Genomic DNA, 24,966 nt, shown 5'->3' with positions numbered 1-24,966 from the left:
ACGATGACAATTGACTCCAAGACTATCGAACAAGCGGCCTTGGCCCTGCGCGGCGCGGCCGAAACGGGGAAGCCTGTCAGCCCGATCCGCGACCTGATTTCGGCTGGTGGCGTCGAAGCCGCCTATGCCGTGCAGGAAGCCAACACCAAGCACTACCTCGCCAATGGACGGCGCCTGGTCGGCCGCAAGATCGGGTTGACCTCGATCGCGGTCCAGCGCCAGCTTGGGGTGGATCAGCCCGACTATGGGATGCTGTTCGCTGACATGGACGTGCCGGAAGGCATCCCGGTGTCGCTCGACCAGGTGATCCAGCCCAAGGTTGAGGCCGAGATTGCGATCGTCGTTGGGCGGGATTTGCCCCACCCCGACATGACGACCGCCGAAATGATTCGCGCGGTCGAATATGTCGTTCCGGCAATCGAGATCGTCGACAGCCGCGTCGCAAACTGGGACATCAAGATCTGGGACACGATCGCCGATAATGCCTCGAGCGGGCTGTTCGTGCTCGGCGCGGTGCCGCGCAAGCTCGACGGGCTCGATCTGCGCAGCTGCGGCATGGTCATGGAAGCCAAGGGTGAGCCGATTTCGGTCGGTGCCGGGATCGCCTGTCTGGGCAGCCCGATCACCGCCTCGCTGTGGCTGGCGCGGGTGATGGCCAAAGCGGGGCGTCCGTTACTCGAAGGCGATGTAATCCTGTCGGGCGCGCTCGGGCCGATGGCCGGGGTTGCGCGCGGCGATGTGATCGAAGCCCGGATCAACGGAATCGGAACGGTCCGCGCCGCGTTCGCCGCTGACTGAATTTAAATTGGAGGCTGGTCAAATGGCCAAGATGAAGTGCGCAATTATCGGCTCCGGCAATATCGGGACCGACCTGATGATCAAGCTGCTCAAGGGTTCGGATACACTGGAGCTAGCGGCGGTTGTCGGAATCGATCCGGCCTCCGAAGGGCTGGCGATGGCCAGCGAACGCGGCGTCCCGACGACCCACGAAGGAATCGAGGGCCTGTGCCGGATGCCGCAATATGCCGATATCGGCATCGCCTTCGATGCGACCTCGGCCTATGCGCACAAGGCGCACGACGAAATCCTCGCCCGTGACGGCAAGCTGATGGTCGACCTTACCCCGGCCGCGATCGGCCCGGCGACCATTCCCCCGGTCAACCCGGCGGTCGATGCCGCGGTGCGCAACATCAACATGGTGACCTGTGGTGGGCAGGCGACGATCCCGATCGTCGCGGCGGTCTCGCAGGTCGCCAAGGTGCACTACGCCGAAATCGTCGCGTCGGTTTCGTCGCGCTCCGCCGGTCCCGGCACCCGTGCCAACATTGATGAGTTCACCCGCACAACGGCGCGGGCGATCGAAACTGTCGGCGGCGCGGCCAAGGGCCGGGCTGTGATCATCCTTAATCCCGCCGAACCGCCGATGATCATGCGTGATACGATCTTCACGCTGTCGGAAATGGTCGATGAGGACAAGGTGCGCGATTCGGTCCTGGCTATGATTGCAAGGGTGCAGTCGTACGTGCCGGGCTACCGGCTCAAGCAGGAAGTACAGTTCGAACGCTTCGGTTCGAACCGGCCGCTCAATATCCCCGGCTACGGTGAATTCGAAGGACTCAAGACCAGCGTGTTCCTCGAGGTCGAGGGCGCGGGCGATTATCTGCCCAACTATTCCGGCAACCTCGACATCATGACCGCTGCCGCCAAGGCGGCAGGCGAGAGCCTGGCCAAGACTCATATGGAAAAGACTGCAGCATGACCTTTGATCCAACATCTGATCGGCTCTACATCCAGGACGTGACCTTGCGCGACGGGATGCACGCCATCCTGCATATGTATGGCACCGACAGCGTCCGCACGATCGCTAAGGCGCTTGACGAGGCAGGGGTGGATGCGATCGAGGTCTCGCACGGCGATGGCCTGAACGGTTCGACCTTCAATTACGGATTTGGCGCCCATACCGACTGGGACTGGATCGAGGCTGCCGCCGACGTAATCAAGAACGCGGTGCTGACAACGCTTCTGGTGCCCGGTATCGGCACCGCCGAAGAACTCAAGCGGGCCTATTCGATGGGAGTGCGCTCGGTCAGGGTCGCGACCCACTGCACCGAGGCCGACGTCGGCAAGCAGCACATCGGCATCGCGCGCGATCTGGGCATGGACGTATCGGGCTTCCTGATGATGAGCCACATGATCGAGCCCGAGGCGCTCGCCCAGCAGGCGCTGCTGATGGAAAGCTATGGCGCGCATTGCGTCTATGTCACCGACAGCGGCGGGGCGCTCGACATGGATGGCGTGATTGCACGTCTCCAAGCCTATGACCGGGTGCTCAAACCTGAAACCCAACGCGGCATCCACGCGCACCACAACCTGTCGCTGGGCGTGGCCAACTCGATCGTCGCCGCTCAGGCCGGCGCGGTGCGGATCGACGCCAGCCTTGCCGGGATGGGCGCGGGCGCCGGCAACGCGCCGCTCGAGGTGTTCATCGCCGCGGCCAACCGCAAGGGCTGGAAGCACGGCTGCGACGTGATGGCGCTGATGGACGCGGCGGACGACATCATACGCCCGCTTCAGGACCGTCCGGTGAGGGTCGATCGCGAGACGCTCAGCCTGGGCTATGCAGGCGTCTATTCAAGCTTCCTGCGCCATGCGGAAAAGGCAGCGGAACAGTACGGAATCGATACCCGCGAGATCCTCGTCGAATTGGGCAACCGCCGGATGGTCGGAGGCCAGGAAGACATGATCATCGACGTTGCACTTGATCTGATCAAAGCCAAGGCGAACTGAGATGGACAGGCTTGCACGCTACGCCGAAACCCTCGACACCGCTGCTCGCGAGGCGAATGCTACGCCGCAGATCACGCCTGTAAATACGGAGTTCTCCGTTACCGAGGCGTACCAGGTGCAGAAGCTCTCGGTCGATCGACGCCTGTCGCGCGGCGAGCGACGCATCGGCGTGAAGATGGGGCTGACCAGCCGGGCCAAGATGCAGCAGGTCGGTGTCGATGAGGTGGCTTGGGGGCGGCTGACCGATGCCATGCTGATCGAGGAGGGCTCGGCCATGTCGCGCGCTCGCTACGTCCATCCCCGGGTTGAACCCGAAGTGGCTTTCCTGATGAAGGCACCTCTGGTCGGCAAGGTGACGGCCGCCGCAGCACTGGCGGCGGTCGAGGCGATCGCCCCTGCAATGGAGATCATCGACAGCCGATACGAGAATTTCAAGTTCGCGCTGGAAGACGTGATCGCCGACAACACTTCCTCGTCGGGGCTGGTGATCGGATCCTGGCACGATCCCCGGATCGATTTTTCGAATCTGGGCGTGATCCTCGAAATCGATGGCGAAGTGGTACAGGTCGGGTCGACCGCGGCGATCCTTGGCCACCCCATCCGTTCGTTGGTTGCTGCGGCCCGGCTGGTTGCCGAAGCGGGCGAACAGATCAACGCCGGTGACATCGTCATGGCGGGGGGCATTACCGCAGCGCCCAACCTGGCACCGGGTCAGACTGTGCGGACGACAGTGCAGAATCTCGGCGCGGTCATGTTCCAGGTGGAAGACTGACATGCCGATCATTGAGGTCAACCTGCTCGAAGGGCGTCCGCCCGAAGCCAAGGAACGACTGATCCAGGCGCTGACCGACGCGGCCATCGACGCGATTGGAGCGCCGCGGGAATCGGTTCGGGTAATCCTGCGTGAAATGGCGCCGGCCCATTTCGCGGTAGGCGGGCAGAGTCTTGCAGCCAAGGCCGCCGGTGCGAAGCAAGTCAAGGTCGAAGAAGATTGGTCGGATGACAGCTGATTCACATCAAATCACATTGGTCGGTGGCGGACAGTTCCCTTGCCGGGGGGATGAACGCGTACTGACCGCGATGGAACGTAGAGGGGCTGACCACATAAGCATTGGATGTCGCGGTGGTGGTTGCGGAGTTTGCCGAGTTCGCGTCGTCGAAGGCAAGTACCGGACAGGGAAGATGAGCGCCGCCAAAGTTTCCGCGGCAGACCTGCGCCAAGGCTATGCGCTCGCCTGTCGGCTCTACCCATTGGATAACCTACTGATCGAAGTTTCATGAATTGAAGGGAGAATTGTGATGGCTACGCAGTTGAAGAGTGCAGACAACGAATACGGAATCAAGTCCGAGTACGGCCACTATATCGGCGGCGAATGGGTCGCCGGGGACAGCGGCAAGACCATCGATCTGCTCAACCCCTCGACGGGCAAGGTGCTGACCAAGATTCAGGCCGGCAACGCTAAGGACATCGAGCGGGCAATCGCCGCCGCCAAGGCGGCGTTTCCCAAATGGTCGCAGAGTCTGCCGAACGAGCGTCAGGACATCCTGATCGAAATCGCACGCCGCCTGAAGGCGCGTCATTCGCACTACGCAACGCTCGAAACGCTCAACAACGGCAAGCCGATGCGCGAATCGATGTTCTTCGACATGCCGCAGGCAATTGGCCAGTTCGAACTGTTCGCTGGTGCAGCTTATGGCCTGCATGGCCAGACGCTCGATTATCCCGACGCGATCGGCATCGTCCACCGCGAACCGCTCGGCGTCTGCGCGCAGATTATCCCATGGAACGTGCCGATGTTGATGATGGCGTGCAAGATCGCGCCCGCGCTGGCCTCGGGCAACACTGTCGTTCTGAAGCCGGCCGAAACGGTCTGCCTTTCGGTGATTGAATTCTTCGTGGAAATGGCTGATCTGCTGCCGCCGGGTGTGATCAACGTCGTCACCGGCTATGGCGCGGACGTGGGCGAGGCGCTGGTCACCAGCCCCGATGTCGCCAAGGTCGCCTTCACCGGGTCAGTAGCGACTGCGCGCCGGATCATCCAGTACGCCTCGGCCAACATCATCCCGCAGACGCTCGAACTCGGCGGCAAGTCTGCACATATCGTTTGCGGCGATGCCGACATCGACGCGGCGGTGGAAAGCGCGACCATGTCGACCGTCCTCAACAAGGGCGAAGTGTGCCTGGCCGGTTCGCGCCTGTTCCTGCACGAGTCGATCCAGGACGAGTTCCTGGCCAAGTTCAAGACCGCGCTGGAAGGGATCCGACAGGGGGATCCGCTCGACATGGCGACCCAGCTGGGTGCCCAGGCATCGAAGATGCAATTCGACAAGGTTGAAAGCTACCTGCGCCTGGCCACCGAGGAAGGGGCCGAGGTCCTGACCGGCGGCAGCCGCTCGGATGCCGCAGATCTGGCCGATGGCAATTTTATCAAGCCGACCGTGTTCACCAACGTCAACAACTCCATGCGGATCGCGCAGGAAGAGATCTTCGGACCGGTCACCAGCGTCATCACCTGGAGCGACGAAGACGACATGATGAAGCAGGCCAACAATACAACTTACGGCCTCGCTGGCGGCGTCTGGACCAAGGACATCGCCCGAGCCCACCGGATTGCGCGCAAGCTCGAAACTGGCACGGTCTGGATCAATCGCTACTACAACCTGAAGGCCAACATGCCGCTGGGCGGTTACAAGCAAAGCGGCTTCGGGCGTGAATTCAGCCATGAAGTGCTGAATCACTACACCCAGACCAAGTCGGTGGTGGTCAACCTCCAGGAAGGTCGCACCGGAATGTTCGATCAGTGATCGGCAAGCAACGATCATTGGGAGAAACGATGTGACTGCAAGACTCGAAGGACAGGTGGCGCTGCTGACCGGCGGCGCCACCGGGATCGGCGCGGCGGTCGTCGCCCGCTATCTCGAAGAAGGTGCAAAGGTAGGCGTCCTGGTCAGAGACGCCGACCAAGCTGACATGGTGCGCATGCGGCATGGCAAAGAAATAGTCGTGGTTGAGGGTGATGTCCGCAACTATTCCGACAACCAGAACGCGATTGCGGCGACCGTGGCTACCTTCGGCAAGCTCGACGTGTTTGTCGGCAATGTCGGCATCTGGGATTTTATGACCCCGCTGGCGGACATGGATCCGGACAAGCTCTCCGAAACGCTGGACGAGATTTTTGGGGTCAACGTCAAGGGCTACTTCTTCGGTGCCCGCGCTGCAATCCCGGAACTCAGGAAGACCAAGGGCAGCATCATTTTCACGGCCTCGACCTCGAGCTTCTATACCGGCGGCGGTGGCACGCCCTATGTGGCATCGAAGCACGCGGTCATTGGTCTGATCCGCCAGCTGGCATGGGAACTTACCCCCGATGTCAGGGTCAACGGCGTGGCTCCGGGCGGCACCAGGACACCCCTGGGCGGCACCAAGGCGGGCGGAACGGCCGATGTCCACCTGGAGGACATGGAAGGCCTCGACGCGATGATTGCCGGGATGACGCCGCTCGCGCGGATCGCTGAACCGGATGATCACACAGGGCTCTATGCCTTGCTAGCCTCGCGTCGGGACTCGGCCTACATGACAGGAACGGTTTTGCTCAGCGATGGTGGCATCGGCATTGGCAAGCGTCCCGAAGGCTGAAGCGGCTTAAATCTCTCCACCCTTGGCGGCTGCTCGCTTCGTCGAGCGCCCGTCTTTTTTTTACGTGCGATTGCTGCGATCGAGAAAGCGGTCAGCCGAAATGACCGAACGTGAGATGCCGGCGGCGAGCAATTGCGCTTCGGCAAGGTCGATCATCGCCGGTGGGCCACACAGATAGGCTTCGTGCGCCGCGAGATCTGCCACGCTCGCAATCTGCTCGGTGATCAGCCCACGCGCTCCTGCCCAGTCGCTGTCTGGCTCTTCATCCGACAAGGCCGGGACGAATTCGAAAGGGGCCATCCAGCGTTGACGAAGGGCCGCAATTTTGTCGAGGGCATAGAGATTGGACTGACGGCGCGCACCGTACAGCAGGTGCACCGCCCGGTCTGCGCCCCGGTCAAGCGCCTGCTCCAGAATCGAGATTATCGGCGCTAGACCACTACCCCCTGCGATGCAAAGAATGGGGGCAGTGCTGTCCTTGAGGGCGAATTGCCCATAGGGGGCGGTAACCTTCAGCTCCATTCCGGTGCGATCGGTGCAGAACAGCCAGTCGGTAAATGCGCCGCCCGGAACGTGCCGGATGTGAAAATGCAGTTGCTGGGTGGGTTCGCCAGCCGTCGCGAAGGCGAATGAATAACTGCGTGCACCTTCGATGCCGGGAGCGGTCAGATCAGCGTATTGTCCGGGAGTGAAGGCCAATGGCCGATCCAGTTCGATAGTCAGCCCGATGATATCCTCGCACAGCCGTTGTGCAGCGACGATGGTGCCGCGATATGTAGCAATGGCGATCCCTTGCGAGAGTGGCGCATCAACCGCGATTGTGAGATCCGAGCGCGGAATGGCCTGGCAGGCGAGGCGAAAGCCGCTGCGCAGTTCGTCGCCCTCAAGTGCAAGGGCCGACGGGCTCAATTCGCCGATCTTGCCAGACACGAGCTTGAACTTGCAGGTACCGCACGAGCCAACCTTGCAATCGTGCGGCATGGCCAAACCCGCGTCCAGCATCGCTTCAAGAAGTGTCTTGCCCGCCGGTATGTCTAGCGTGGTCGGCGATCCTTCCACGGTTACGGTGTTCATCTTGGATTTGCGCAGGAAAGAAAACATTGTCGGGTTTGTCCGAAATGGGCGGGCGGAATCCGCAGTTGCGGATTGTCGCCCGAATGAGGGTGGACGATTGGCCTGGCGTTCAAGTGCTGGCCAGCCACCGCGGCCAGCCGGCACGGGCATTTGCCTGGTCGGCCAACGCACGTTCCCCGGCATTGGCGAAGCGTTCGTCCCAGTCCTTCAGCCGCGGTTGCGCGATGAAGCGGAACCAGACCGGCGGGATCAGTCCGGCGGCGAAGCACAGGAACAGTGAGGGCATCTGCGGTGCCTGCGGTTCGGGCTTCAGCGCATAGAAGGGGATATGCCCGTCAAGGTGATGGTTGATGTGGTTTGTGATTTCCGCACCGATCGGCCGGACGATCGCTCCGAGATGGTTCCAGGCGTGATGGAGCTCGATCGGCGCCCCTTCGACCCGGATCAGGCCATAGTGCTGGAAATAATTGAACCCTTCCACGAACATCTTTGCCAAAAGCATGGCACCGATGGCAGTCAACGCAGCGGCAAGCCCCGCCGTCAGACCCACATAGGCGACAATGCCGCCCGAAAGCAGCGGAAACAACCACATCACATTCCGCCAACCGAGCCGAGGATGGCCCAGCTTGCCGAGGATTTCGACCGTCTTCTCCCATGAGTCCTTGTAAGAACCCCAGGTCGCCTGGAACACGAAGCTGTAGATGGTCTGCCCGCGCCGAGGGGTATCGCTATCCTTTGCCGTGTCGAGATGTACGTGGTGGGTGACGATATGGGCGATATCGCGATTGGGGTCGCCGTAGAATGCGCTCAGACACTTGGCGACATAGCGGGGGAACCAGTGGCGGCGGTGCATCAGCTCGTGCGCTACCGGCAGGGTCGGCACCGCCGAGAGCCAGCCCAGGCTGAGCAGCGATCCGGCCAGTTGCCAGCTTGAATTGTCGGCGCCGGTGATCGGGTTGATCGCGGTCGCAACCGATCGGGCAAAGGCCCAGACGAGCAGGATCATCAGGGGCAGTTGCAGGTACATCGCGATGTCACCGAGCATGGCGGCGCCCTTCGCGCGGACTTTGTGATCGGGCGGCAGCAGCAGGTCCAGAGCCATTAGAACCGGGAATGTAGCCGCGCCCAGCCAGACGTAGCTACCGCCGAGCATGAATCCGATAACGCCCGCCAAGGTCATGACTGGGATGAGAAAATAGCGTAGTCCGTCCATCGGATTTCTTCCGAGTTATTTTGCTCTGGCCTTGACCGTCGAGGCAAGGGTGAGGGCGGCGGCGGACCGCCGCCCTCGGGGGTGGTAAGTGTCAGTACTGATAGGCGAGCTTGAGGAACCATTCGCGCGGACGCGAGAAGCTTGCGGTGGCGGCGCCGCCGATGTCGAGATCGACGTACCCGCCTTGGATGTATCGTTTATCGGTCAAGTTGGTGACGCCGCCAGTCACGGTGAAGTGTTCGCTTTTGTCAGTGAACGACGCGCTCGCACCGAACACGCTATATGCTGGCTGAAACAATTGCGGGCTATTTACCGCATCCTTGAAGGTGCCGCTTTGATGGAACCAGTCACCACGAAGCGTCAGTTTGCCGGCTTGCCCTTCATAGACATCCGCATTGATAGCTGCCGAAGCTGTCCACTCGGGTACGAAAGCAAATTTCGAATCCGTGGTGACGGGGGCGGCTGCTAAGTCGATGTCGGTGTAATAGGCATCCAGATAACCTACACCAAAGGTCAACTGAACCTGATCGATTGGAGCCGCTTCGCCCTCGACCTCAAATCCCTTGATCCGGCCGGTGCCCGCATTTCGTACCTTCGGTGCGATTCCCTCATTAACAACGATCTGCATATCGGAATAATCGGAGAGGAACGCAGCCAGGTTAAGGCGAAGCCGCCGGTCGAAGAACTCGTTCTTGAGGCCGATTTCGTAGGATTCAACGAATTCCGGCGTGAACGAGGGGGTCGCGATTTCCGCCGGGAAGATGCGTTGGCTGAACCCGCCGTTCTTGAACCCCTTCGAATACGAAGCATAAATCAGTGTATCGTCGGTGATCTTGTAGTCCGCCGAAATCGCCGGGGTCCATTCCTTCGCCTTTGCCTGGACCTGGACAGCCGGCATCGTGTGGTTGCCTCCGGGGTTGGTTGCCGAAGGCTCGCACCCGCCTGGAAGCGGGAAGCCGGCAAAGGCTTCGAACCCCGGAACTCCTGGTGGGATCACGCCCGGCACGGCCTGCCCGACGAGGCACTGGCTGAAGGCAATGAAAGCGCCATCGGGATAAAGCGAAGAAAGCACCGGATCGAACCGCGACCGATCATTGTAAATGACCTGTAGCGACGGATCGAACCGCTTGGTTTCGTTGGTGTAACGAATGCCTGGCGTGATTGAGAACCGGTCGGTTACTTTGAATGTCGCTTGCAAGTAGGAAGCGTAACTGTCGTTGTCGATCTCACCCCCGGAGAAGAACTGGGCGAACCCGAATTCGAGCGGCTCTTTGTCAATGCCCTTTTCTTTCAAATAATAAGCGCCCAAAACAAAATTCACGCGATCATCCAATATGCTGCCAGTCAGCTGCAACTCCTGTGATGCCTGCCAAAGATCAATATTGTTGGTAAGTTGGAGAACATCGTGCGGGGTGCCATCGAAATCGTATTCGAAGACAGACTTCTGATCGCGGTAAGAGCTGATCGACTTCAGGCTGATGTCGCCGAAGTCATAGTCCAGGGTCAGGTTGACCCCCCACAGATCGAAGTCCGAACGGTTGTTGCCGCCAGCCCAGGTGGTGTCGGGATCGCCTGTGATCCAGCGCGTGCTGGCGCAATCCGGGTTGCTGGTCGGCGCTAGTGTACCAGGTATCGGACCGGTGGGCCCGAACCCGCCCCAAGCCGCGCCGCAGGCGCCCGTAGCGGCTCCGGCCGCAGAGATCTTGTTCCAAAAATACATCGAGCTCGGCGCGGCGATCAGACGATTGGAACCGCCCGGCGGCGCACTGTTCGGAATTTCGACAAAGCGCAGCGGGACGGCCTGGTCCTGCAGTTCGATCAATGAGATAGCCGTTTGTTCCTCGCGGCGGATGTTGACGTCACCGCTCAGGTTGACGGTCAGCTTGTCCGTCGGCTCCCACTTGAACGCAAGCCGGGCACCGAAGCTGTCTTTGTTGCCCTGGCGTCCGCCGTCGAACAAACGCTTCTGGTAGCCGTCGCGGGTTTCATAGGACGCGACGGCCCGCATTGCGAGATTGTTGCTAAGGGGCACGTTGACCATGCCTTTGAAGTCGGCGCGGTTGAACCGGCCGGTCGCCGCTTCGAGCTTCATGTCGAAATCGTACTGCGGTTCGACGGAATTGACGACGATCGCGCCGCCGATGGTGTTCTTGCCGAACAGTGTGCCCTGCGGCCCGCGCAGGACCTGGACGCTCGAAATGTCGGCCATGTCGAGCAGCGCGCCAACCGAGCGGGCGACATAGACGCCATCGACATAGACGCCCACGCCCGGGTCGACGGTGATATTGAAATCGGTCTGGCCCACGCCGCGGATGAACGAGGTGATCGAGGCGCTCGAACCCGAAATGTTGGCGACCGGCGAGATGTTCACGTTCGGCGCGAATTTTGCGACTTCGGCCACGTTGGTGATCTGGCGTTCCTCGAGCATTCCGCCGGTCAACGCGGTGATCGCGACCGGCGTTTCCTGCAGGTTCTCGTCCCGCTTGCGCGCAGTCACGATGATTACATCTAGACCGCCGGTCTGTTGCTCCTCAGCCTGAGGCTCACTTGTTGCGGCGTCCTGCGCATGCGCCGCCATCGGTGCGAGCCCGATTGATCCGACGATCGCCGAGGCGCTGGCGCGCAGGACGACCTTCCTGAAATTGATCGATTGCTTTGTCATTGGCATCATCCTCCCTATTGTTGATGTATTTTTATTTATAAGCGTGGATAGACTAAACGTAGATGTTGAGGTTCTTGCTCAGCAGCACGTTGTGCTTGAGGATCGCACGGCGTTTGACCAGTTGAAAGCTGTTGCCGACCTGGCGCCAGATATCGATACGGTTGCCGATCAGCGAATCCTCGTCGCGTTCGTTGCGATTGCGATAGGCATAGAAGTTCGAATAGACCCGGAACTCGTCGGCGTTTTCGGTAAGCTCCACCTCGACGTTGGTGATGATATGGGTGTAGCGCGTCGCCGGATCCTCCGACCAGGCCGTTCCGGTCTCGAGCCGCGAAAGCCGCTTGAGGATTTCGGGCTTGCTGTCGTTGTAATAGGCCATCCGGGTCAGGTCGGTCACCTGATCGGTCTTGTCCCGGCGGTAGCGGGTTTCGATTCCCGGCATGTGGTAATGCAGGTCTTCCGCCAGCATCTCTGCCCAGTCGGCATAGTTCTCGGTGTCGAGCAGGCGCGCTTCGCGATAAAGCGTCTGGGCCAGCGCGTGGGTCAGTTCGAGCGATGCGGCAGTGCCTTGGCGTGTGCGCTCGAGGGTTGCGGTGTCGGTCATGGTTGTGATTCCTCTCAGAGCGCGAACAGGCCGGGCAGGTCGCGGGTTTCGGCCACGTTGCCAAGCCGCGGTTCGGGGCGTGTCGGCATCTTACTGAAATCGTCATGGGTCATCATGTCGAGCCAGCGCTGGTAGAAGCCGCGCTGGTTGGCGTCGTTGTACTGGCCGCGATAGACGATGCCCGGCAGGGTATCATGTTCGATCTGGCGGCCGATGCCGCAGCGATAGTGCAGGCGCTCGTGCCTGGTGACGACTCCGCGGTTGACGGTGGTGCAGTTTTCCCAGTTCTCCCCGTCATCCATCTCGAAGGTGCCACCGGGGCCGAAGGTCTGCATGACGCCCTTGGTGACTTCTTCCTTGATGTCATCAGGCATGTTCTTGTTGACGATCACCCAGGTCTTCAATTCGAACTGCATCGGTCCCTTGGGCTGCCATTGGCGGAAGGTGGAGATGCCGGGCAGGAACGAGACATTGGGGAAGATTGAGGCCGAGGCGACCGAGCCGAAGATCTTGGAGCGCATCTCGCCCAGGCGTTCTGCCATCTTGGGGCGGATCTTGTTGTAATAGTCCATGACCTTTGGACGGCCGAGCAGGACGAGATCGCCAACGCCCTCGGTGCCGAATTCCCAGCCGTGACCGTTCACGCTGGCATGATAGGAGTTTTCCATGTCGATCGGCGGGAAGGGCATGCCGTCGTTCATCGAACGGCAGCCGGAATCGTGCGTCCAGCCGGCGTGGTAAGCATCGCCGATGAAGTTCTCGACCCCGAACTTCCAGTTCGCGCTCATCACCGATTTGATGCAGCCGCCAATGAATTCGGTGCCACCTTCCTCGTTGTCGAGGATCATGTCGAGATACCAGCGGAAATCGCCCAACCATGCCTCCAGGCTCGGCGCATCGCCGTTGAAGGTGGCGAACACCAGGCCCTTGTAGCTGCTGACCTTGGCGACGTTCTTGAGGCCATGGTTCTTGAAGTCGATATCGCCATCGTCGTAGCAATATTCCTCGTGCATGCCTTTGAGGTCGCCTGCGGTGTCAAAGGCCCAGCCGTGGTAATTGCAGACGAACCGACGAGTGTTGCCGGCATCGGCGAAGCAGACCTTGTTGCCGCGGTGCGGGCAGGAATTGAGCATGACCCGGATCGAACCATCGGCCTGACGCGCGACGATCACCGCGTCTTCGCCCATATGGGTGGTCAGGAAATCTCCGGCCTTGGGGATCTGGCTTTCGTGGGCGACGAACAGCCACGACCGGGCGAAGATCCGGTAAAGCTCTTCCTCATAAATATCGGCGTCGGAAAAGATCCGCCGGTCGAGCCAGCCTTCCTTGAGGTCCATGTAGCGTGAATAATCCGGCTCGCGGCCGATCCGTTCGAAGCGCATGATTTAACTCTCCCAATTGTGATGTTTGAAATTGCAGTTCAGAAGAAGGCGTTGAGATTGCTGTCGGGCAGCACGGAATGGTCGAGCACGATGTCGCGCGCCACGAGCAGCCAGGCCTGGCCTTCGCCGCGCCACAGGTCGGTGCGCGCGGCGGTGAGCACGCGGGTGGTGCCGTCGATCCGGTTGCGGTGCATGATCAGCACCGAATGGACCCGCACCTCGTTCTCCGCAGGTCTGGCCACTACCTCGACGTTGGAGATGGCGCGGCGAATGAAGTTGGGCGGGTCTTCGGCCCAAACGAAGCCGGATTTCAAGCGATCCACCCGCAGCTTGAGACGGCCAAGATCCTCGTTGAAGATCACGCCCGGGCCGACCGGCAAGGGGGGCGAACGATCCGCACGAAACCGGCGGCTCTTCAATTCCATGCGATAGCAGATGTCTTCGTCCAGCATGGCCAGCCAGCCGTCGAAGTCTTCATTGTCGAGCAGCCGCGCCTCGCAGTGGAGCGCCTGGGTGACTGCGACGATTACCTCGACCGGGGGAGGGGACAGGGGCCGGTCAAGCATGTTCGGCCTCCTGCGCTGTCAGCGAGTTGATGTTGTAGGTGGGCACCTCGGCCCAGTTTTCCGCCATCATGTGCTCTTGCCAGCGGCGGTAGAAATAACGCTGGTTGTGTTCGCTCACCAGGCCGGCGGCGATGTCGCCCGGAAAGCCTTCGCGTTTCCCGGAACGCCCCAGGGCCATATTGGTATAGACATCCATCTGCGCCGTGCGCCAGCCGCGCGATTGTTCAGTGCAGGCGGCAAGGTTGTCGCCGTCGTCGTTGTCGAACAGTCCGGCCAGGCCGAAGGTCAGGCACTGGTTCTCGAGGATTTGTGTCTTGACCGCCTCGGGCATGTCGTTTTCGGCCATGGCCCAGGTCCACTGCTCGATCTGCCCGGGGCCCTTGGGATGATAGACCCGAAACCAGTTGAGGCCGGGCAGCAGTTGCAGGTTGGGGAAGATGGTAATGTTGACCTGCGCACCCCAGACCTGCTTACCACGCACCTCGCCCAAGCGGTCGATCACCGTCTGGCGGTTGGCTTCCAGGTATTCGAGGATCGGTTTGGGATCGGGATAGAAGGCGTAGCCCGAAACACCGTCGAGCGCGCTCAGCACCATGTGGCCGTTCATTCCGGCTACTGAGAGCCCGCCATCAAGATCGACGCCCGAATTGCCGACGCTGAGCCCCGTGAGGTCCATGGACTGCACGGCTGACATCGCGCCGGCATGGGCCCAGCCAAGGTGATAGCCATCGCCGCAGACGTTCTCGACCGGCAGCTTCCAGTTGGTGCCTAGCACCATCTTCTGGGTTTCGCCGAGCAGCGCTGATCCGCCCGGCATGGCATCCAGCCAGACATCGAGGAAAAACTTTGCGTCGCCTAGATAGTCTTCGAGGCTGGGCGAATTTGCGTCCCAGCAGCCGAAGACAAGACCCTTGTATTCGGACACTTTAGTCACGGGAACCAGCCCGAACTTGCTGCGGTCTAGCTCACCAAAATAGGCCTCGTTTTCCAGCGGAACCCCGGCGAGCGCCCCATCGGGGGCGAACGACCAGCCGTGGTAGTTGCAGGTAAACGCCCTGGCGTTGCCGCGGTCGGCGCGGCAGACGCGGTTCCCGCGGTGGGTGCAACTGTTCAGGAACGCCTTGATCGACCCGTCCTTCTGGCGAATGACGATGACATCGTCTTCGCCCATGAACGTGCGGAAATAATCGCCTGGTTTGGGAATCTGGCTTGTATGGACTAGAAACAGCCAGCAGCGTCCAAAGATCCGTTCCAGTTCTTGCCGGTAGATTTCCTCGTTCGCGTAAATCAACCGTGATTGCCGACCGGTGCCGGTATCGACAAGACTGGCGATGTCCAAAGCCATGCAAACTGCTCCCATTAGTGCCGCCCGAGTCCCTTGCTCCCGGTGCCTACGCTGAACCCAAAGCACATTTCGTGCCAAGTGTCAAAAGGGTTGAAATTGCAGGATTCCGTAGTAATCCAATCACAAATGATTGAGAAAAATTTACGTATATGTCAAAAATGCTGCGATCAGGACTCGAAAAATGTGACAGATATGGCAAATTGCGGTGATGAAAGCACTGCCGGACTTTACCGACCTAGCTAGCAAGCTCCAGTTCTCACCCGAGATGGGCCGCATCTGGCGCGATGGCGAGCGTTGCGTCTTGCTAAGCAATTCTGCCCTTGCCGGGCTTCGGGGACACATGGTTTCCCAGTTAGGACTGGACGCGGCCAGCAAGTTCTTCTGGGAGCTCGGCTTTGCCGAAGGTGCGCGGTGTGCAGTCGGCGCGAAGGAACTACGACCCGATCGAGACTTTCTCGATGCATTTGCCGTAGGACCCCAGGCCCATGCTTTGACCGGTTTTGGCTGGACCCAGATCGAAGCCCTCGAAAACGACATGTCCCGCGGACACTTCGAAGGACGGTTCCTGGTCCACGATTCAATCGAAGCCGCCATTCACCTCAACGCCGAAGGCCGCGCCACCGATCCGGTCTGCTGGATGCAGACCGGCTTTGCCAGCGGTTTTGCCACTGCATTTGCCGGCCAGCCGATCATCATGCGCGAACTGGAGTGTGCCGGTATGGGCGATGCGGCATGTCTGCTGCATGCCAAGCCAGCCAAGGAATGGTCACACCTTGACAGCCCGGAAAAATCGGCCTCGCCGCTGGAACCGCCGGTCCTGGATTCCGGCGAAAACAGCATGGCCGTTGGCGTATCGGCTGGCTTCATTGCCGTGAAGACGATGATCGAGCGATCGGCGCCAAGCGACGCAACCTTGTTATTCACGGGAGAAACCGGGGTCGGCAAGGAGGTGCTGGCGAAATTCGCGCATCGCTTGAGCCGGCGGAAGGAAGCTCCTTTTGTCGCGCTCAATTGCGCCGCCATTCCTGAAGGGTTGATCGAATCCGAGCTTTTTGGCGTGGCCAAAGGCGCTTTCACCGGGGCCGTGGCTGCGCGACCGGGTCGCTTCGAACTTGCCCATGGTGGGACGCTCTTCCTCGATGAGATATCCACTCTCTCGCCTCTGGCCCAAAGCAAGATCCTGCGTGCGATCCAGGAAGGCGAATTCGAGCGTGTCGGCGACACGCGAACCATTAAGGTGGATGTTCGCCTGATGGCCGCTGCCAACGCCGATCTGACTCAGTCGATGCGCGATGGCCTGTTTCGCGCCGACCTGTTCTACCGGATTTCGACCTTGCCGATTCGGGTGCCGCCGCTGCGCCAGCGCCGCGAAGACATACCCGGGCTGATCGAGCATTTCCGTTTTCGTTTCTCGCGTCGTCACCAACGCGCGGTAGCTGGGTTCACCACGAGGGCGATCAATGCCTTGCTGGTCTACGATTACCCCGGCAACGTGCGCGAACTCGAGCGAATGGTGGAGCGGGCGGTGCTGCTGGCCGATGATGGGCAGGCGATCGACCTCCGGCATCTGTTTCTGGGTACCGATCTACCCGATCTAAAGCCGGCCATGGGATTGGCTAGTGACGGCAAGATTATGCCTGTTACCGATATCCATGATCGTTCGGAGTTGATTCGCCAGGTGCTCGATTTGATTGTCGAGGGTGGCGAAACTCTGTCGAACGTGGAGGGCCTCGTCATCCGGGAGGCGGTGGAAGCCTCGGGCGGAAATTATGCGCGAGCCGCCCGTACTTTGGGGCTGTCGCGTCGTCAGTTGGCGTTGAGAATGGAAAAGATCGGACCCACTGGCCGGACATAGAGCAATCACACATTTGCAACGCATTACATAATGTGGAAAGGTATGGAAGGAAGGTAGTCGAATGACAGCCGGCTGTTCCGGTATGCTTTCAAAGTTGGGAGAAGCACATGCGTTCCATAGTCGTCGTAGGGGCCAATCTTGCCGGTGGCAGGGCAGTCGAGGCCATGCGGCAGGCCGGCTTTGATGGCCGGATCACCCTGATCGGCGAGGAACCCTGGCGTCCCTATGAGCGCCCGCCGCTGTCCAAGGAAGTGCTGTGGGATCCGGCCAACGTACCGGACAACTTTTTCCTCCACGATGAAGCATGGTACGCGGACAACCGTATCGACATGCGGCTCGGGGTGCGGGCAGAAGCGCTCGATCTGACCGCAGGCGGCGTCCGCCTGGGCGGAGACCTGGTCCAGGCCGACCGCATCTTGCTGACCACCGGTGGTTCCGCCCGCAAGCTCAACATGGAGGGTGCCGATGCCGCTAACGTGCATTACCTGCGCACCCGGGACGATGCCACCCGGATGGCAACGGACCTCAAGGACGGCGCCCGCATCGTCATAATCGGCATGGGCGTGATCGGCGCGGAAGTGGCGGCCAGCGCGATCAAGCTGGGGTGCCGAGTGACCGCGATCGAGCCGCTTGCCGCGCCGATGATTCGCGCGCTCGGGCCGCAGTTCGGGCAATGGCTGGGCGAGGAACATCGCCAGCGCGGCGTCGATACCCGCTTCGGACGCGGCGTGAACGCGATGAGAGTCCTAGATGGTCGGGTGACTCAGGTCGAACTCGATGACGGGTCGCTGGTGGATTGCGATGCCGTTGTGGTCGGGGTCGGCATCGTGCCGGAAACTAGCCTTGCCAAGGACGCAGGCATCGTCACCAATAACGGCATTATCGTCGATAGGCAGTGCCGCACCAGCAATGAGAATGTCTTTGCCGCCGGCGACGTCGCCGAACAGGACAGCTTCTTCGGCGGTCATATCCGCCAGGAAACCTACCAGAACGCTGCCGACCAGGCCCAGGCCGCAGCGCTCGCGATGCTCGGGCAGGACGTCGATTACTGCAAGCCGGTTTGGTACTGGAGCGATCAGTTCGATCTCAACATCCAGTTCTGCGGCCATATCCCGGCGCAAGCCGAGGTAACCCTGCGCGGAGACATGGCAAGCAACCAGTTTACCGCATTCTTCCGGTCAGGCGAGACGATCGAGGGCATCCTGACTGTCAACCGCGCCCCGGACATGGGCATCGGCAAACGGCTGATAGAGCGCCGGGCCAAGGCGTCGGCCGCGCAGCTGGCCGATGCCGATGTGTCGCTCCGCGAAATCCTCAAGCAGGCTGGTTAGGCTCGCAAGGCGGGCGGGATCAGCCGATCCCGCCACCTGCGACGTAGAGCGTCTGGCCGGTGATGTAGGACGCCTCGTCAGCGGCGAGAAAGCAGATTGCGGCGGCCAGTTCTTCGGGCTCGCCGAAGCGGCCCAGCGGGGTATCGCGCAAGGTCTGCTCCATCACTTCGCCAAAGCCCTTGCGGTCCGCGTCGGAGGGCGGGGCAGGATTGCGCGGGGTGACACGGGTCACGTTGACCCCGCCGGGAGCCACGCAATTTACCCTGATGCCACAATCCTCCAATTCCAGAGACAACGCAGCGGTCAGCGCCGCCACGCCGCCTTTCGCAGCCGCGTAGGGCACGCGATTGACCCCGCGCGTTGCCACCGAGCCGATGTTGACAATCGCGCCGCGACCTGCCGCGCGCATGTGGGGCAGCACTGCATGGCAGCACCACAGCGTCGGCCACAGCGATCGATTAATCTCGGCGACGATTTCTTCGGTGGTGTATTCCCAATAGGGCTTGGCCCATATCGTGCCACCTACATTATGGACGGCCACGTCGATCCGCCCGAATTTATCGCTTACAGCGTTATACAGGGCAGCGGCTCCAGCCTGTTGCTCAAGGTCGTGGATGGCGGGGTGCGCGTCGACAGATTCGGCCATAAGTCGCGCAACCGCATCCAGTGTCGCCTGTTCTGCACGATCGGCAACCACGACCGTGGCCCCTTCTCGCCCTAGGCGCTGGGCGGTAGCAAAGCCGATCCCCTGGGCTGCTCCTGTGACAACTGCGATCTTGCCTGCAAATCTGCCGTTCGCGTCTGTCATCCCTGATTTCTCCCAACCCACACCGCATCCGGCCGGACGCGTGCAATCCTAGTGGCATTCGGCCTCATAAATCCGTATTCCACCCTTGCCAAGTCAATAGGCAATGCGTTACACATTGGCTAATGATTAAAGAGTCTTTGGGAGATATTTCTTGGCGCGTGAACTGCTGACTGCTGCTGATGTGAAGGGTGCCTGGGCGATCGTGCCGACGCCGGCCAAGGAAGGTGCTTCCGACTGGCGTGCCACTGATACTGTTAATGTCGACGAAGCGGCCCGCATGGTCGACGGCCTGATCGAGGCCGGGGTCGACGGCATTCTCAGTATGGGGACGCTGGGCGAGGCCGCGACCATGACACTTGACGAAAAGCTCGTCTTTATGAAGACTATCGTCGATACCGCCGCGGGCCGGGTGCCGGTGTTTGTCGGCACAACCTGCATCAACACCCGCGACACCATCGCGCTGACCCGCAAGGCAGTCGATATCGGCGCGACCGGGACGATGCTGGGCGTACCGATGTGGTGCGCGCCGAGCGTCGATGTCGCGGTCCAATTCTACAAGGATGTCGCTGAGGCGGTGCCCGATATCAATATTGCAATTTATGCCAATCCCGAAGCATTCAAGTTCGATTTCCCGCGCCATTTCTGGGGTCAGGTCGCCGAAATTCCCCAAGTTGTTACCGCCAAGTATATCGGTGTCGGCACACTGCTGCCCGATCTGGCCGCAATCAAGGGGCGGATCAAGCTGCTGCCGATCGACTTCGATTACTATGGCGCGGCGCGGATGGACGATTCGATCGATGCCTTCTGGACCAGCGGCGCGGTCTGCCATCCTCTCGTCAGTACGACATTGCGGGATCTCGTCGCGCAGGCCCGCGCCACCGGCGACTGGAGCAAGGCCAAGACATTCATGGGGCGGCTCGCGCCCACGGCAGCAACGCTGTTTCCCAACGGCAGCTTCAAGGAATTCTCCACCTACAACATTCCGCTGGAAAAGGCGCGGATGACCGCCGGTGGATGGATGAACGCCGGACCTTGCCGTCCGCCCTATCACCTGTGTCCCGAAAACTATCTCGAAGGTGCGCGTAATTCGGGCAGGATGTGGGCCGAACTGGGCAAGGCGCTCGAGGCAGAGCGTTGAAATGAGCTGAATTGCTGCAATCAAACCTGTGGGGAAACGAGGATGGCTGAAACAACACTGACCTGGCCCAAGAACTATAATGAAGTTCCCAAAGCGGCCTTTACTCGAGCGGATCTCTACGCTGACGAGATCAGGCGGATTTTTCACGGCCCGGAATGGCACCCGATTGCGCATGAAAGCGAATTGCCCAATCCCGGTGATTTCAAGACGATGCGGCTGGCCGGAATCCCGCTTCTGATCTCTCGCGACGAGGCCGGCGTGGTGCGGGTGTTTTACAACGCCTGCTCGCACCGCAGCAACCAGCTCGAAACCGCGGTGATGGGCAACAAGACCGAGTTTGAGTGCCCCTATCACCGCTGGCTGTTCAACGCCAAGGGGGACTTGGTCGGCTGCCCCAACCCGCGCGAATTCCTGCCCGGCTTCGACAAGGCCGATTACCCCTTGGGGCAACCGCGTTTCGAACTTTTCTATGGTCTGATCTTCGTCACGTTTTCGGCCGAGACTGAGCCACTTGACGAGTTCCTCGGCGAAGCCGGCGAAACACTGCGCGAACTGATGGCGGGCGACGGTCGCCTCAAACTGCTGGGTTACCAGAAGGTTCGCTACGACAGCAACTGGAAGGGTTACAACGACAACGACGGCTACCATGCCCCGCTGCTCCACGCGGCATTCAAGATGCTCAATTGGCAGGGCGGCAAAGGGCGGCAATACACCTGCACTAAGCGTGGGCACGTGTGCTTCGAATCGGCGCTCTCGGTGGCCAGTGGCCCCAGTGTTCTCAAGGACAAGGAACTGATCGCGTTCAAGGGGCAGGATCCATCGGTCGGGTCGCGGATCGTCCAGCTGTTCCCCACCTTCGTCTCGACCAAGCACCTCGATGTCATCAATCTGCGCTTTGCCAACCCGGTCGACGCAGAGACTACAGAAGTTCACTACGCCTATTTCGCCCACCAGGACGACGATGCGGACATGGTTCGCCACCGCTTGCGGCAGAGTTCCAACCTGTTGGGTCCCTGCGGGCTGATCAGTATGGAAGACGCCTCGATCTTCCACCGGATCCACATCGGCAGTCACACGCCGGGGAACGCTATCTTCCAGAAAGGCGTGCGTGATCCGGGCAAGCTGGAATCGGAGTTTCTGCAGAACGATGAAAGCGGCAATCTGCCCCGCTGGGAATATTACCGCTCGGCGATGGGTTTCGAGAGGGCAGAGGCATGACGGCCACCACTCCCGAGCTGGAAACAGCGATCGACCGATTGCTGCTGGCCGATGCCAACGCGCTTGACAGCAAGGACATGCCGGGCTGGCTGGCGAACTATGCCGAGGAAGACCAAGCATCCTATTATTGCCGCGCGGCTGAAAATACCGAGCACAACCTCGAGCTCGGATTCATGTTCGACGATTGCCGGGCACGGCTCGAAGATCGCGTCACCTATGTGAACGAGATCTGGGCCGGCACCTTTCAGGACTACCGCACCCGTCATTTCGTCCAGCGCGTCAGCCATCGCCAGGTCGATGCCCGAACGGTGGAAGTGGTTTCGAATTTCTCGGTGTTCATGACGCCGATGGATGCCGGCGTCACCCAAGTCCTAGCCGCCGGCCGCTATCTCGATACAATGCGACTGTCAGACGATGGTGGCGCCAAGTTGCTGTTCCGCCGCGCCGAGCTCGATACATCGGTTCTCCCCCGTTATCTGGTCTACCCGATTTGAGTTGCTGCACTCTGTCTTCAGCCCGAAAATGCGCTTAGACCAACGGGGGTAAGGATAGATGATCATCGACGCGCATGCCCATCTGGTTGCTCCGGCATCGCTTTATGTGCACAGAAGCAGTCTGATTGTTTCGGGGGGCAATACGGAGAGAGCAATAGTGTCCGTCGTCAGAACATTTGGCGCAACTCGCGGCGTAGATTAGCGGAGTGCGGGCCTCGTCTGGGGGTTTCCTTGGTTCCGTCGGGCAGGATGCCGAGCGCGATGTAGACCGCCTTGTTGCGAACGAAGCCTTCGTCGCGGACCTTCACGCGGATCGCGTCGAAGAACACCAAAGGATAGCAATCATCGAGCGGCCGGCCCTGCCATTCGGTCACCGTTTCCAGCACGGCGTCGGTGATCGTGGAGATCAGATCCGGCGACACGTTAATGCCGTACAGCTCTTCCAGGTGCCCCCGGATCTCACGCACCGTCATGCCGCGTGCGTACATCGAGATGATCTTCGTATCGAAGTCCGGGAAGCGGCGCTGATACCTGGCGATCAGCTTGGGATCGAATGTACCCGAACGGTCGCGCGGAATATCCAGCGTCACTTTCGACGTGCCGGTCAGCATCGTCTTCTTCGAGCTGCCGTTGCGCCGATTGGCGACGCCGGCCTCCGCTTCCGATTCGAGATGATCGTCCAGTTCTGCCCTCAGCATCCGTTCCGACAGCGCCTTCTTCAACTCGTCAATCAGTCCGTCCCGGGCGAATAACTCTTGCGGGTCACGTCCGTCCAGCTGGTCCAGTAACTCCTTGTCGATTGCCATATCGATGGTCCTTTCCATTCCATCTATATGACCTCGCGCACAAAATTACTGACAGTCCCCGACCGGAACGCCGGCACGCTTGCCGCTGTTCACCTCGGCATTCTTCACCCACTCCAGCAGCGTGTGACCCGAGCAGCCAATCATGGCCGCTTTGGATGTGATCGCTGCCCAACGGGAGGGATGCTCGCTCTCTTGATCCAGCGCCAGGCGAACAGCCCGTTCACGCACCTCAGGTGAAAACTTGTTCGTTGTCTTGCTCATCGTAGACCCTTCCTCTCAGGAGTTAGGGCCTCCGGCAATCCCGCAGCGGTTCAAGAACGTATGGCCCGCCCCGTCTGCAAGGACTATTTTGAGGCTGGCAACTGACTGGTCTGCATCAACGTATACGGCATATCAGCGTTGCGCTGTCGCCAAGATGGAGCTTCGCACGCTCTGAACCTCATAATGGGGGTGGCAGCAAAGTGCCGTTCTTGGTACCAGGCTTTCAGGGCGTCGATTTACCGTCAGGCCATCTTCAAAATTCCTCCCGCAGACATCGTGGTCACACAACCGGTCGAGGACCGGTGACCAGGATACTCAGATCGGCATTGCAGCACGGTCGATCGAGAACGTGTCTCCGCGACGCAGTGTGACCCAAGCGATCCGGGCCAGCTTGTTGGCCAGTGCCACCGTCACCGTGTTGTAGTGGCATCTGGCAAGCAAGCCGAGCAGCCAGCTCCCCAGCGGCGTCTCGCTCTTGGCAAGCGATGGCAGTGCAGCTCTTGCACCATGGATCAAAAGGGTTCGCGGGTACCTGTTTCCGCGTTTGCTTATTCCTCGAATCTTCGGTTTCCCGCCTGTCGTGTATTGCTTCGGTACCAAGCCCAGCCAAGCGCTGAGATCACGGCTCCGTTCAAAGGTCGACGCATCTCCGACTGCGGCTGCCAGGGCTGTCGCATTGAGCGAACCGATCCCTGGGATCGTCAAAAGCCTGCGCGCCAGTTCATCGGTTCGGGTGAGTTCTAGAAACTCCATATCAAGCGCCGCGATCCTGTCGTCCAGCGTCTTCCACTCCTCGCGTGTTTCCATCATGAACCGACGGATCCGACCCTCGGGAAGACGATCCGTATCGGCTAGCATCGCATCGAGTGCCCTCTCGAACTTCTGGCGGCCTTGGGGCACTACGATCCCGCGTTCCATTAGGATCGCTCGCGCCTGATTTATCAGGTTCGTACGCGCTCCCACGAGCCGCGACCGCACGCGATGGAGCGACTGAACATCGAGCTGATCCTGGGTCTTCATCTCGACGAACCGCATGGTCGGTCGCGTTGCGGCTTCCGCGATCGCCTCTGCGTCGCGATCATCGTTCTTTTGCGCCTTTACGTAGGGACGGACATATTCCGGCGACATCAACCAGACGGTATGGCCTTGAGCCGCCAGCAACCGACCCAGATGATGCGCCCCGTAACAGGCCTCCATCGCGATCACGCATGGCGCCAGCTTCGCTGTGAAGCCTGGAATTGTGGACGGGCGCATGAGTCTGCGCAGCACGACTTTGCCAGTCGTATCAAGCCCGGCAGCACTGCAGCTGTTCTCGCCCAGATCGACTCCAAGTGTACAAATAGTCATGGCTCGCTCCTTTCCTTTTCACCAACAACCGCATCCTATCAGATGCTGGAAAAGGGGCGGGCCATTCCATAATTGGTGGCGGGAAACGAGAATGAAGATAGTGTATATCGATGGCTCGATGTCGGCGTTCACAAGCCGAACTCGTTTTCGCGGGACATGTTCCGCAAAGGTCATGACAAAGCTGACGCAGGTTTATCCCGATGCGGAAATTGTCTACCGCGACCTCGCTGCTGATCCGCTTCCGCATCTTAGCGCGCATACGCTTCCGGCTATTTTCGGGCAGGCTGAAAGCGAAGACTGAGACACGGCGATCGAGCCTGGTCTGAGCAAGGAAGCTCTTGCGCAGTTCATGGATGCCGACGTTGAATAGCCCCTAGATTTGTGGACGCCTTCTTTCCTAAATTTGAGGACAGGAGGCGACGATGGGGAAAGCTAATT

The 24,966-nt window shown here is 60.4% G+C and carries 23 protein-coding genes and 2 pseudogenes; 14 read left to right on the top strand and 11 right to left on the bottom strand.

Translation table 11 applies throughout. From position 1 onward, the window contains the following. The first annotated feature begins 3 nt into the window (after positions 1–3). The 8 genes from VRS74_RS11350 to hcaB are packed head-to-tail and all read left to right on the top strand — an operon-like array spanning position 4 to position 6,424. The gene (locus VRS74_RS11350) at positions 4–798 is read left to right on the top strand and encodes a fumarylacetoacetate hydrolase family protein (RefSeq protein WP_354145364.1); all 795 of its coding nucleotides are present in this window, start codon (positions 4–6) and stop codon (positions 796–798) included. Between the two features lie 22 nt (positions 799–820). Further along, the gene (locus VRS74_RS11345; protein WP_066762514.1) at positions 821–1,759 is read left to right on the top strand and encodes an acetaldehyde dehydrogenase (acetylating); all 939 of its coding nucleotides are present in this window, start codon (positions 821–823) and stop codon (positions 1,757–1,759) included. Next, positions 1,756–2,787 (top strand): 4-hydroxy-2-oxovalerate aldolase, encoded by a 1,032-nt coding sequence (gene dmpG / locus VRS74_RS11340; protein ID WP_010891015.1) that lies wholly within the window; start codon positions 1,756–1,758, stop codon positions 2,785–2,787. Before VRS74_RS11345 ends, dmpG begins: the two co-directional genes overlap by 4 nt. A gap of 1 nt (position 2,788) precedes the next feature. Continuing rightward, positions 2,789–3,559, top strand: a complete 771-nt coding sequence (locus VRS74_RS11335) for a 2-keto-4-pentenoate hydratase (RefSeq protein WP_354145363.1) — start codon at positions 2,789–2,791, stop codon at positions 3,557–3,559. Position 3,560: 1 nt separating this feature from the next. After that, positions 3,561–3,797, top strand: coding sequence for a 2-hydroxymuconate tautomerase (gene thmT / locus VRS74_RS11330; protein WP_066762519.1), 237 nt, complete (start codon positions 3,561–3,563; stop codon positions 3,795–3,797). Continuing rightward, complete coding sequence (locus VRS74_RS11325) at positions 3,787–4,068, top strand: 2Fe-2S iron-sulfur cluster-binding protein (protein WP_082924270.1); 282 nt, start codon at positions 3,787–3,789, stop codon at positions 4,066–4,068. The genes thmT and VRS74_RS11325 overlap by 11 nt, the downstream gene beginning before the upstream one ends. Positions 4,069–4,086: 18 nt before the next feature. Continuing rightward, positions 4,087–5,592, top strand: a complete 1,506-nt coding sequence (locus VRS74_RS11320; protein WP_354145362.1) for an aldehyde dehydrogenase family protein — start codon at positions 4,087–4,089, stop codon at positions 5,590–5,592. 31 nt (positions 5,593–5,623) lie between these two features. Further along, positions 5,624–6,424: a 3-(cis-5,6-dihydroxycyclohexa-1,3-dien-1-yl)propanoate dehydrogenase gene (gene hcaB / locus VRS74_RS11315; RefSeq protein ID WP_354145361.1), complete on the top strand. Its 801-nt coding sequence runs from the start codon at positions 5,624–5,626 to the stop codon at positions 6,422–6,424. 60 nt (positions 6,425–6,484) lie between these two features. Here the strand turns inward: hcaB and VRS74_RS11310 are convergent, their stop codons facing one another. The 7 genes from VRS74_RS11310 to VRS74_RS11280 form a co-directional block, all read right to left on the bottom strand. Beyond that, the gene (locus VRS74_RS11310; RefSeq protein WP_354145360.1) at positions 6,485–7,525 is read right to left on the bottom strand and encodes a 2Fe-2S iron-sulfur cluster-binding protein; all 1,041 of its coding nucleotides are present in this window, start codon (positions 7,523–7,525) and stop codon (positions 6,485–6,487) included. Positions 7,526–7,607: 82 nt separating this feature from the next. Next, entirely contained in the window at positions 7,608–8,678 is a 1,071-nt protein-coding gene (locus VRS74_RS11305; protein ID WP_354145359.1) for an alkane 1-monooxygenase, read from the bottom strand. A 124-nt stretch (positions 8,679–8,802) separates the two neighbouring features. After that, positions 8,803–11,289: a TonB-dependent receptor gene (locus VRS74_RS11300; protein ID WP_354145358.1), complete on the bottom strand. Its 2,487-nt coding sequence runs from the start codon at positions 11,287–11,289 to the stop codon at positions 8,803–8,805. A gap of 136 nt (positions 11,290–11,425) precedes the next feature. After that, entirely contained in the window at positions 11,426–11,977 is a 552-nt protein-coding gene (locus VRS74_RS11295) for a 3-phenylpropionate/cinnamic acid dioxygenase subunit beta (protein WP_179406839.1), read from the bottom strand. A gap of 14 nt (positions 11,978–11,991) precedes the next feature. Further along, positions 11,992–13,359 (bottom strand): aromatic ring-hydroxylating dioxygenase subunit alpha, encoded by a 1,368-nt coding sequence (locus VRS74_RS11290; protein ID WP_179406840.1) that lies wholly within the window; start codon positions 13,357–13,359, stop codon positions 11,992–11,994. 38 nt (positions 13,360–13,397) lie between these two features. After that, on the bottom strand, positions 13,398–13,925 hold the full coding sequence (locus VRS74_RS11285; protein ID WP_179406841.1) for an aromatic-ring-hydroxylating dioxygenase subunit beta: 528 nt from the start codon (positions 13,923–13,925) through the stop codon (positions 13,398–13,400). Further along, positions 13,918–15,270: an aromatic ring-hydroxylating dioxygenase subunit alpha gene (locus tag VRS74_RS11280; protein WP_179407403.1), complete on the bottom strand. Its 1,353-nt coding sequence runs from the start codon at positions 15,268–15,270 to the stop codon at positions 13,918–13,920. Before VRS74_RS11280 ends, VRS74_RS11285 begins: the two co-directional genes overlap by 8 nt. Positions 15,271–15,478: 208 nt before the next feature. On the opposite strand from VRS74_RS11280, the gene VRS74_RS11275 reads away from it, so the two are divergent. After that, positions 15,479–17,125, top strand: coding sequence for a sigma-54-dependent Fis family transcriptional regulator (locus tag VRS74_RS11275; protein WP_179407404.1), 1,647 nt, complete (start codon positions 15,479–15,481; stop codon positions 17,123–17,125). Positions 17,126–17,232: 107 nt separating this feature from the next. Continuing rightward, entirely contained in the window at positions 17,233–18,456 is a 1,224-nt protein-coding gene (locus VRS74_RS11270) for an NAD(P)/FAD-dependent oxidoreductase (RefSeq protein ID WP_179406842.1), read from the top strand. 19 nt (positions 18,457–18,475) lie between these two features. Here VRS74_RS11270 and VRS74_RS11265 read toward each other — a convergent pair whose 3' ends face one another. Next, positions 18,476–19,264, bottom strand: coding sequence for a 1,6-dihydroxycyclohexa-2,4-diene-1-carboxylate dehydrogenase (locus VRS74_RS11265; RefSeq protein WP_066762559.1), 789 nt, complete (start codon positions 19,262–19,264; stop codon positions 18,476–18,478). A gap of 151 nt (positions 19,265–19,415) precedes the next feature. Between VRS74_RS11265 and VRS74_RS11260 the strand changes: the two genes are divergently transcribed. Genes VRS74_RS11260 through VRS74_RS11250 form a run of 3 tightly spaced genes read left to right on the top strand, consistent with a single transcriptional unit; the run spans position 19,416 to position 22,114 of the window. Next, positions 19,416–20,402 carry a dihydrodipicolinate synthase family protein gene (locus tag VRS74_RS11260; RefSeq protein WP_179406843.1) on the top strand — a complete coding sequence of 329 codons (987 nt, stop codon included), beginning with the start codon at positions 19,416–19,418 and terminating at the stop codon, positions 20,400–20,402. Between the two features lie 42 nt (positions 20,403–20,444). Next, the gene (locus VRS74_RS11255) at positions 20,445–21,620 is read left to right on the top strand and encodes an aromatic ring-hydroxylating oxygenase subunit alpha (RefSeq protein WP_179406844.1); all 1,176 of its coding nucleotides are present in this window, start codon (positions 20,445–20,447) and stop codon (positions 21,618–21,620) included. After that, positions 21,617–22,114, top strand: coding sequence for an aromatic-ring-hydroxylating dioxygenase subunit beta (locus VRS74_RS11250; protein ID WP_179406845.1), 498 nt, complete (start codon positions 21,617–21,619; stop codon positions 22,112–22,114). Before VRS74_RS11255 ends, VRS74_RS11250 begins: the two co-directional genes overlap by 4 nt. A gap of 227 nt (positions 22,115–22,341) precedes the next feature. Here VRS74_RS11250 and VRS74_RS11245 read toward each other — a convergent pair. The 3 genes and pseudogenes from VRS74_RS11245 to VRS74_RS11235 form a co-directional block, all read right to left on the bottom strand. Beyond that, positions 22,342–22,920: pseudogene (locus tag VRS74_RS11245) on the bottom strand (IS256 family transposase); the annotation flags it as partial. A gap of 63 nt (positions 22,921–22,983) precedes the next feature. Next, a pseudogene (locus VRS74_RS11240) lies at positions 22,984–23,181 on the bottom strand (transposase); the annotation flags it as partial. Positions 23,182–23,496: 315 nt separating this feature from the next. Then, the gene (locus VRS74_RS11235; RefSeq protein WP_179406846.1) at positions 23,497–24,528 is read right to left on the bottom strand and encodes an IS110 family RNA-guided transposase; all 1,032 of its coding nucleotides are present in this window, start codon (positions 24,526–24,528) and stop codon (positions 23,497–23,499) included. Positions 24,529–24,700: 172 nt separating this feature from the next. Here VRS74_RS11235 and VRS74_RS11230 point away from each other — a divergent pair, with 172 nt between their 5' ends. After that, entirely contained in the window at positions 24,701–24,829 is a 129-nt protein-coding gene (locus tag VRS74_RS11230) for a hypothetical protein (RefSeq protein WP_268234555.1), read from the top strand. Positions 24,830–24,966 lie beyond the last annotated feature (137 nt).

The sequence above is a fragment of the Altererythrobacter litoralis genome, from assembly GCF_036324225.1.
Classification (GTDB): domain Bacteria; phylum Pseudomonadota; class Alphaproteobacteria; order Sphingomonadales; family Sphingomonadaceae; genus Erythrobacter; species Erythrobacter litoralis_A.
This window is presented reverse-complemented; position numbering and strand designations above follow the sequence as displayed.

Bases quoted from the DNA above. Each gene is read 5' to 3' on its own strand.
- VRS74_RS11295 (WP_179406839.1), bottom strand. From the start codon at position 11,977: ATGACCGACACCGCAACCCTCGAGCGCACACGCCAAGGCACTGCCGCA.
- VRS74_RS11270 (WP_179406842.1), top strand. From the start codon at position 17,233: ATGCGTTCCATAGTCGTCGTAGGGGCCAATCTTGCCGGTGGCAGGGCA.
- thmT (WP_066762519.1), top strand. From the start codon at position 3,561: ATGCCGATCATTGAGGTCAACCTGCTCGAAGGGCGTCCGCCCGAAGCC.
- VRS74_RS11275 (WP_179407404.1), top strand. From the start codon at position 15,479: ATGAAAGCACTGCCGGACTTTACCGACCTAGCTAGCAAGCTCCAGTTC.
- VRS74_RS11255 (WP_179406844.1), top strand. From the start codon at position 20,445: ATGGCTGAAACAACACTGACCTGGCCCAAGAACTATAATGAAGTTCCC.
- VRS74_RS11280 (WP_179407403.1), bottom strand. From the start codon at position 15,270: ATGGCTTTGGACATCGCCAGTCTTGTCGATACCGGCACCGGTCGGCAA.
- VRS74_RS11290 (WP_179406840.1), bottom strand. From the start codon at position 13,359: ATGCGCTTCGAACGGATCGGCCGCGAGCCGGATTATTCACGCTACATG.
- VRS74_RS11305 (WP_354145359.1), bottom strand. From the start codon at position 8,678: ATGACCTTGGCGGGCGTTATCGGATTCATGCTCGGCGGTAGCTACGTC.
- VRS74_RS11320 (WP_354145362.1), top strand. From the start codon at position 4,087: ATGGCTACGCAGTTGAAGAGTGCAGACAACGAATACGGAATCAAGTCC.
- VRS74_RS11250 (WP_179406845.1), top strand. From the start codon at position 21,617: ATGACGGCCACCACTCCCGAGCTGGAAACAGCGATCGACCGATTGCTG.
- VRS74_RS11335 (WP_354145363.1), top strand. From the start codon at position 2,789: ATGGACAGGCTTGCACGCTACGCCGAAACCCTCGACACCGCTGCTCGC.
- VRS74_RS11230 (WP_268234555.1), top strand. From the start codon at position 24,701: ATGACAAAGCTGACGCAGGTTTATCCCGATGCGGAAATTGTCTACCGC.
- VRS74_RS11300 (WP_354145358.1), bottom strand. From the start codon at position 11,289: ATGGCGGCGCATGCGCAGGACGCCGCAACAAGTGAGCCTCAGGCTGAG.
- VRS74_RS11350 (WP_354145364.1), top strand. From the start codon at position 4: ATGACAATTGACTCCAAGACTATCGAACAAGCGGCCTTGGCCCTGCGC.
- VRS74_RS11325 (WP_082924270.1), top strand. From the start codon at position 3,787: ATGACAGCTGATTCACATCAAATCACATTGGTCGGTGGCGGACAGTTC.
- VRS74_RS11265 (WP_066762559.1), bottom strand. From the start codon at position 19,264: ATGACAGACGCGAACGGCAGATTTGCAGGCAAGATCGCAGTTGTCACA.
- VRS74_RS11235 (WP_179406846.1), bottom strand. From the start codon at position 24,528: ATGACTATTTGTACACTTGGAGTCGATCTGGGCGAGAACAGCTGCAGT.
- VRS74_RS11345 (WP_066762514.1), top strand. From the start codon at position 821: ATGGCCAAGATGAAGTGCGCAATTATCGGCTCCGGCAATATCGGGACC.
- VRS74_RS11285 (WP_179406841.1), bottom strand. From the start codon at position 13,925: ATGCTTGACCGGCCCCTGTCCCCTCCCCCGGTCGAGGTAATCGTCGCA.
- dmpG (WP_010891015.1), top strand. From the start codon at position 1,756: ATGACCTTTGATCCAACATCTGATCGGCTCTACATCCAGGACGTGACC.
- VRS74_RS11310 (WP_354145360.1), bottom strand. From the start codon at position 7,525: ATGTTTTCTTTCCTGCGCAAATCCAAGATGAACACCGTAACCGTGGAA.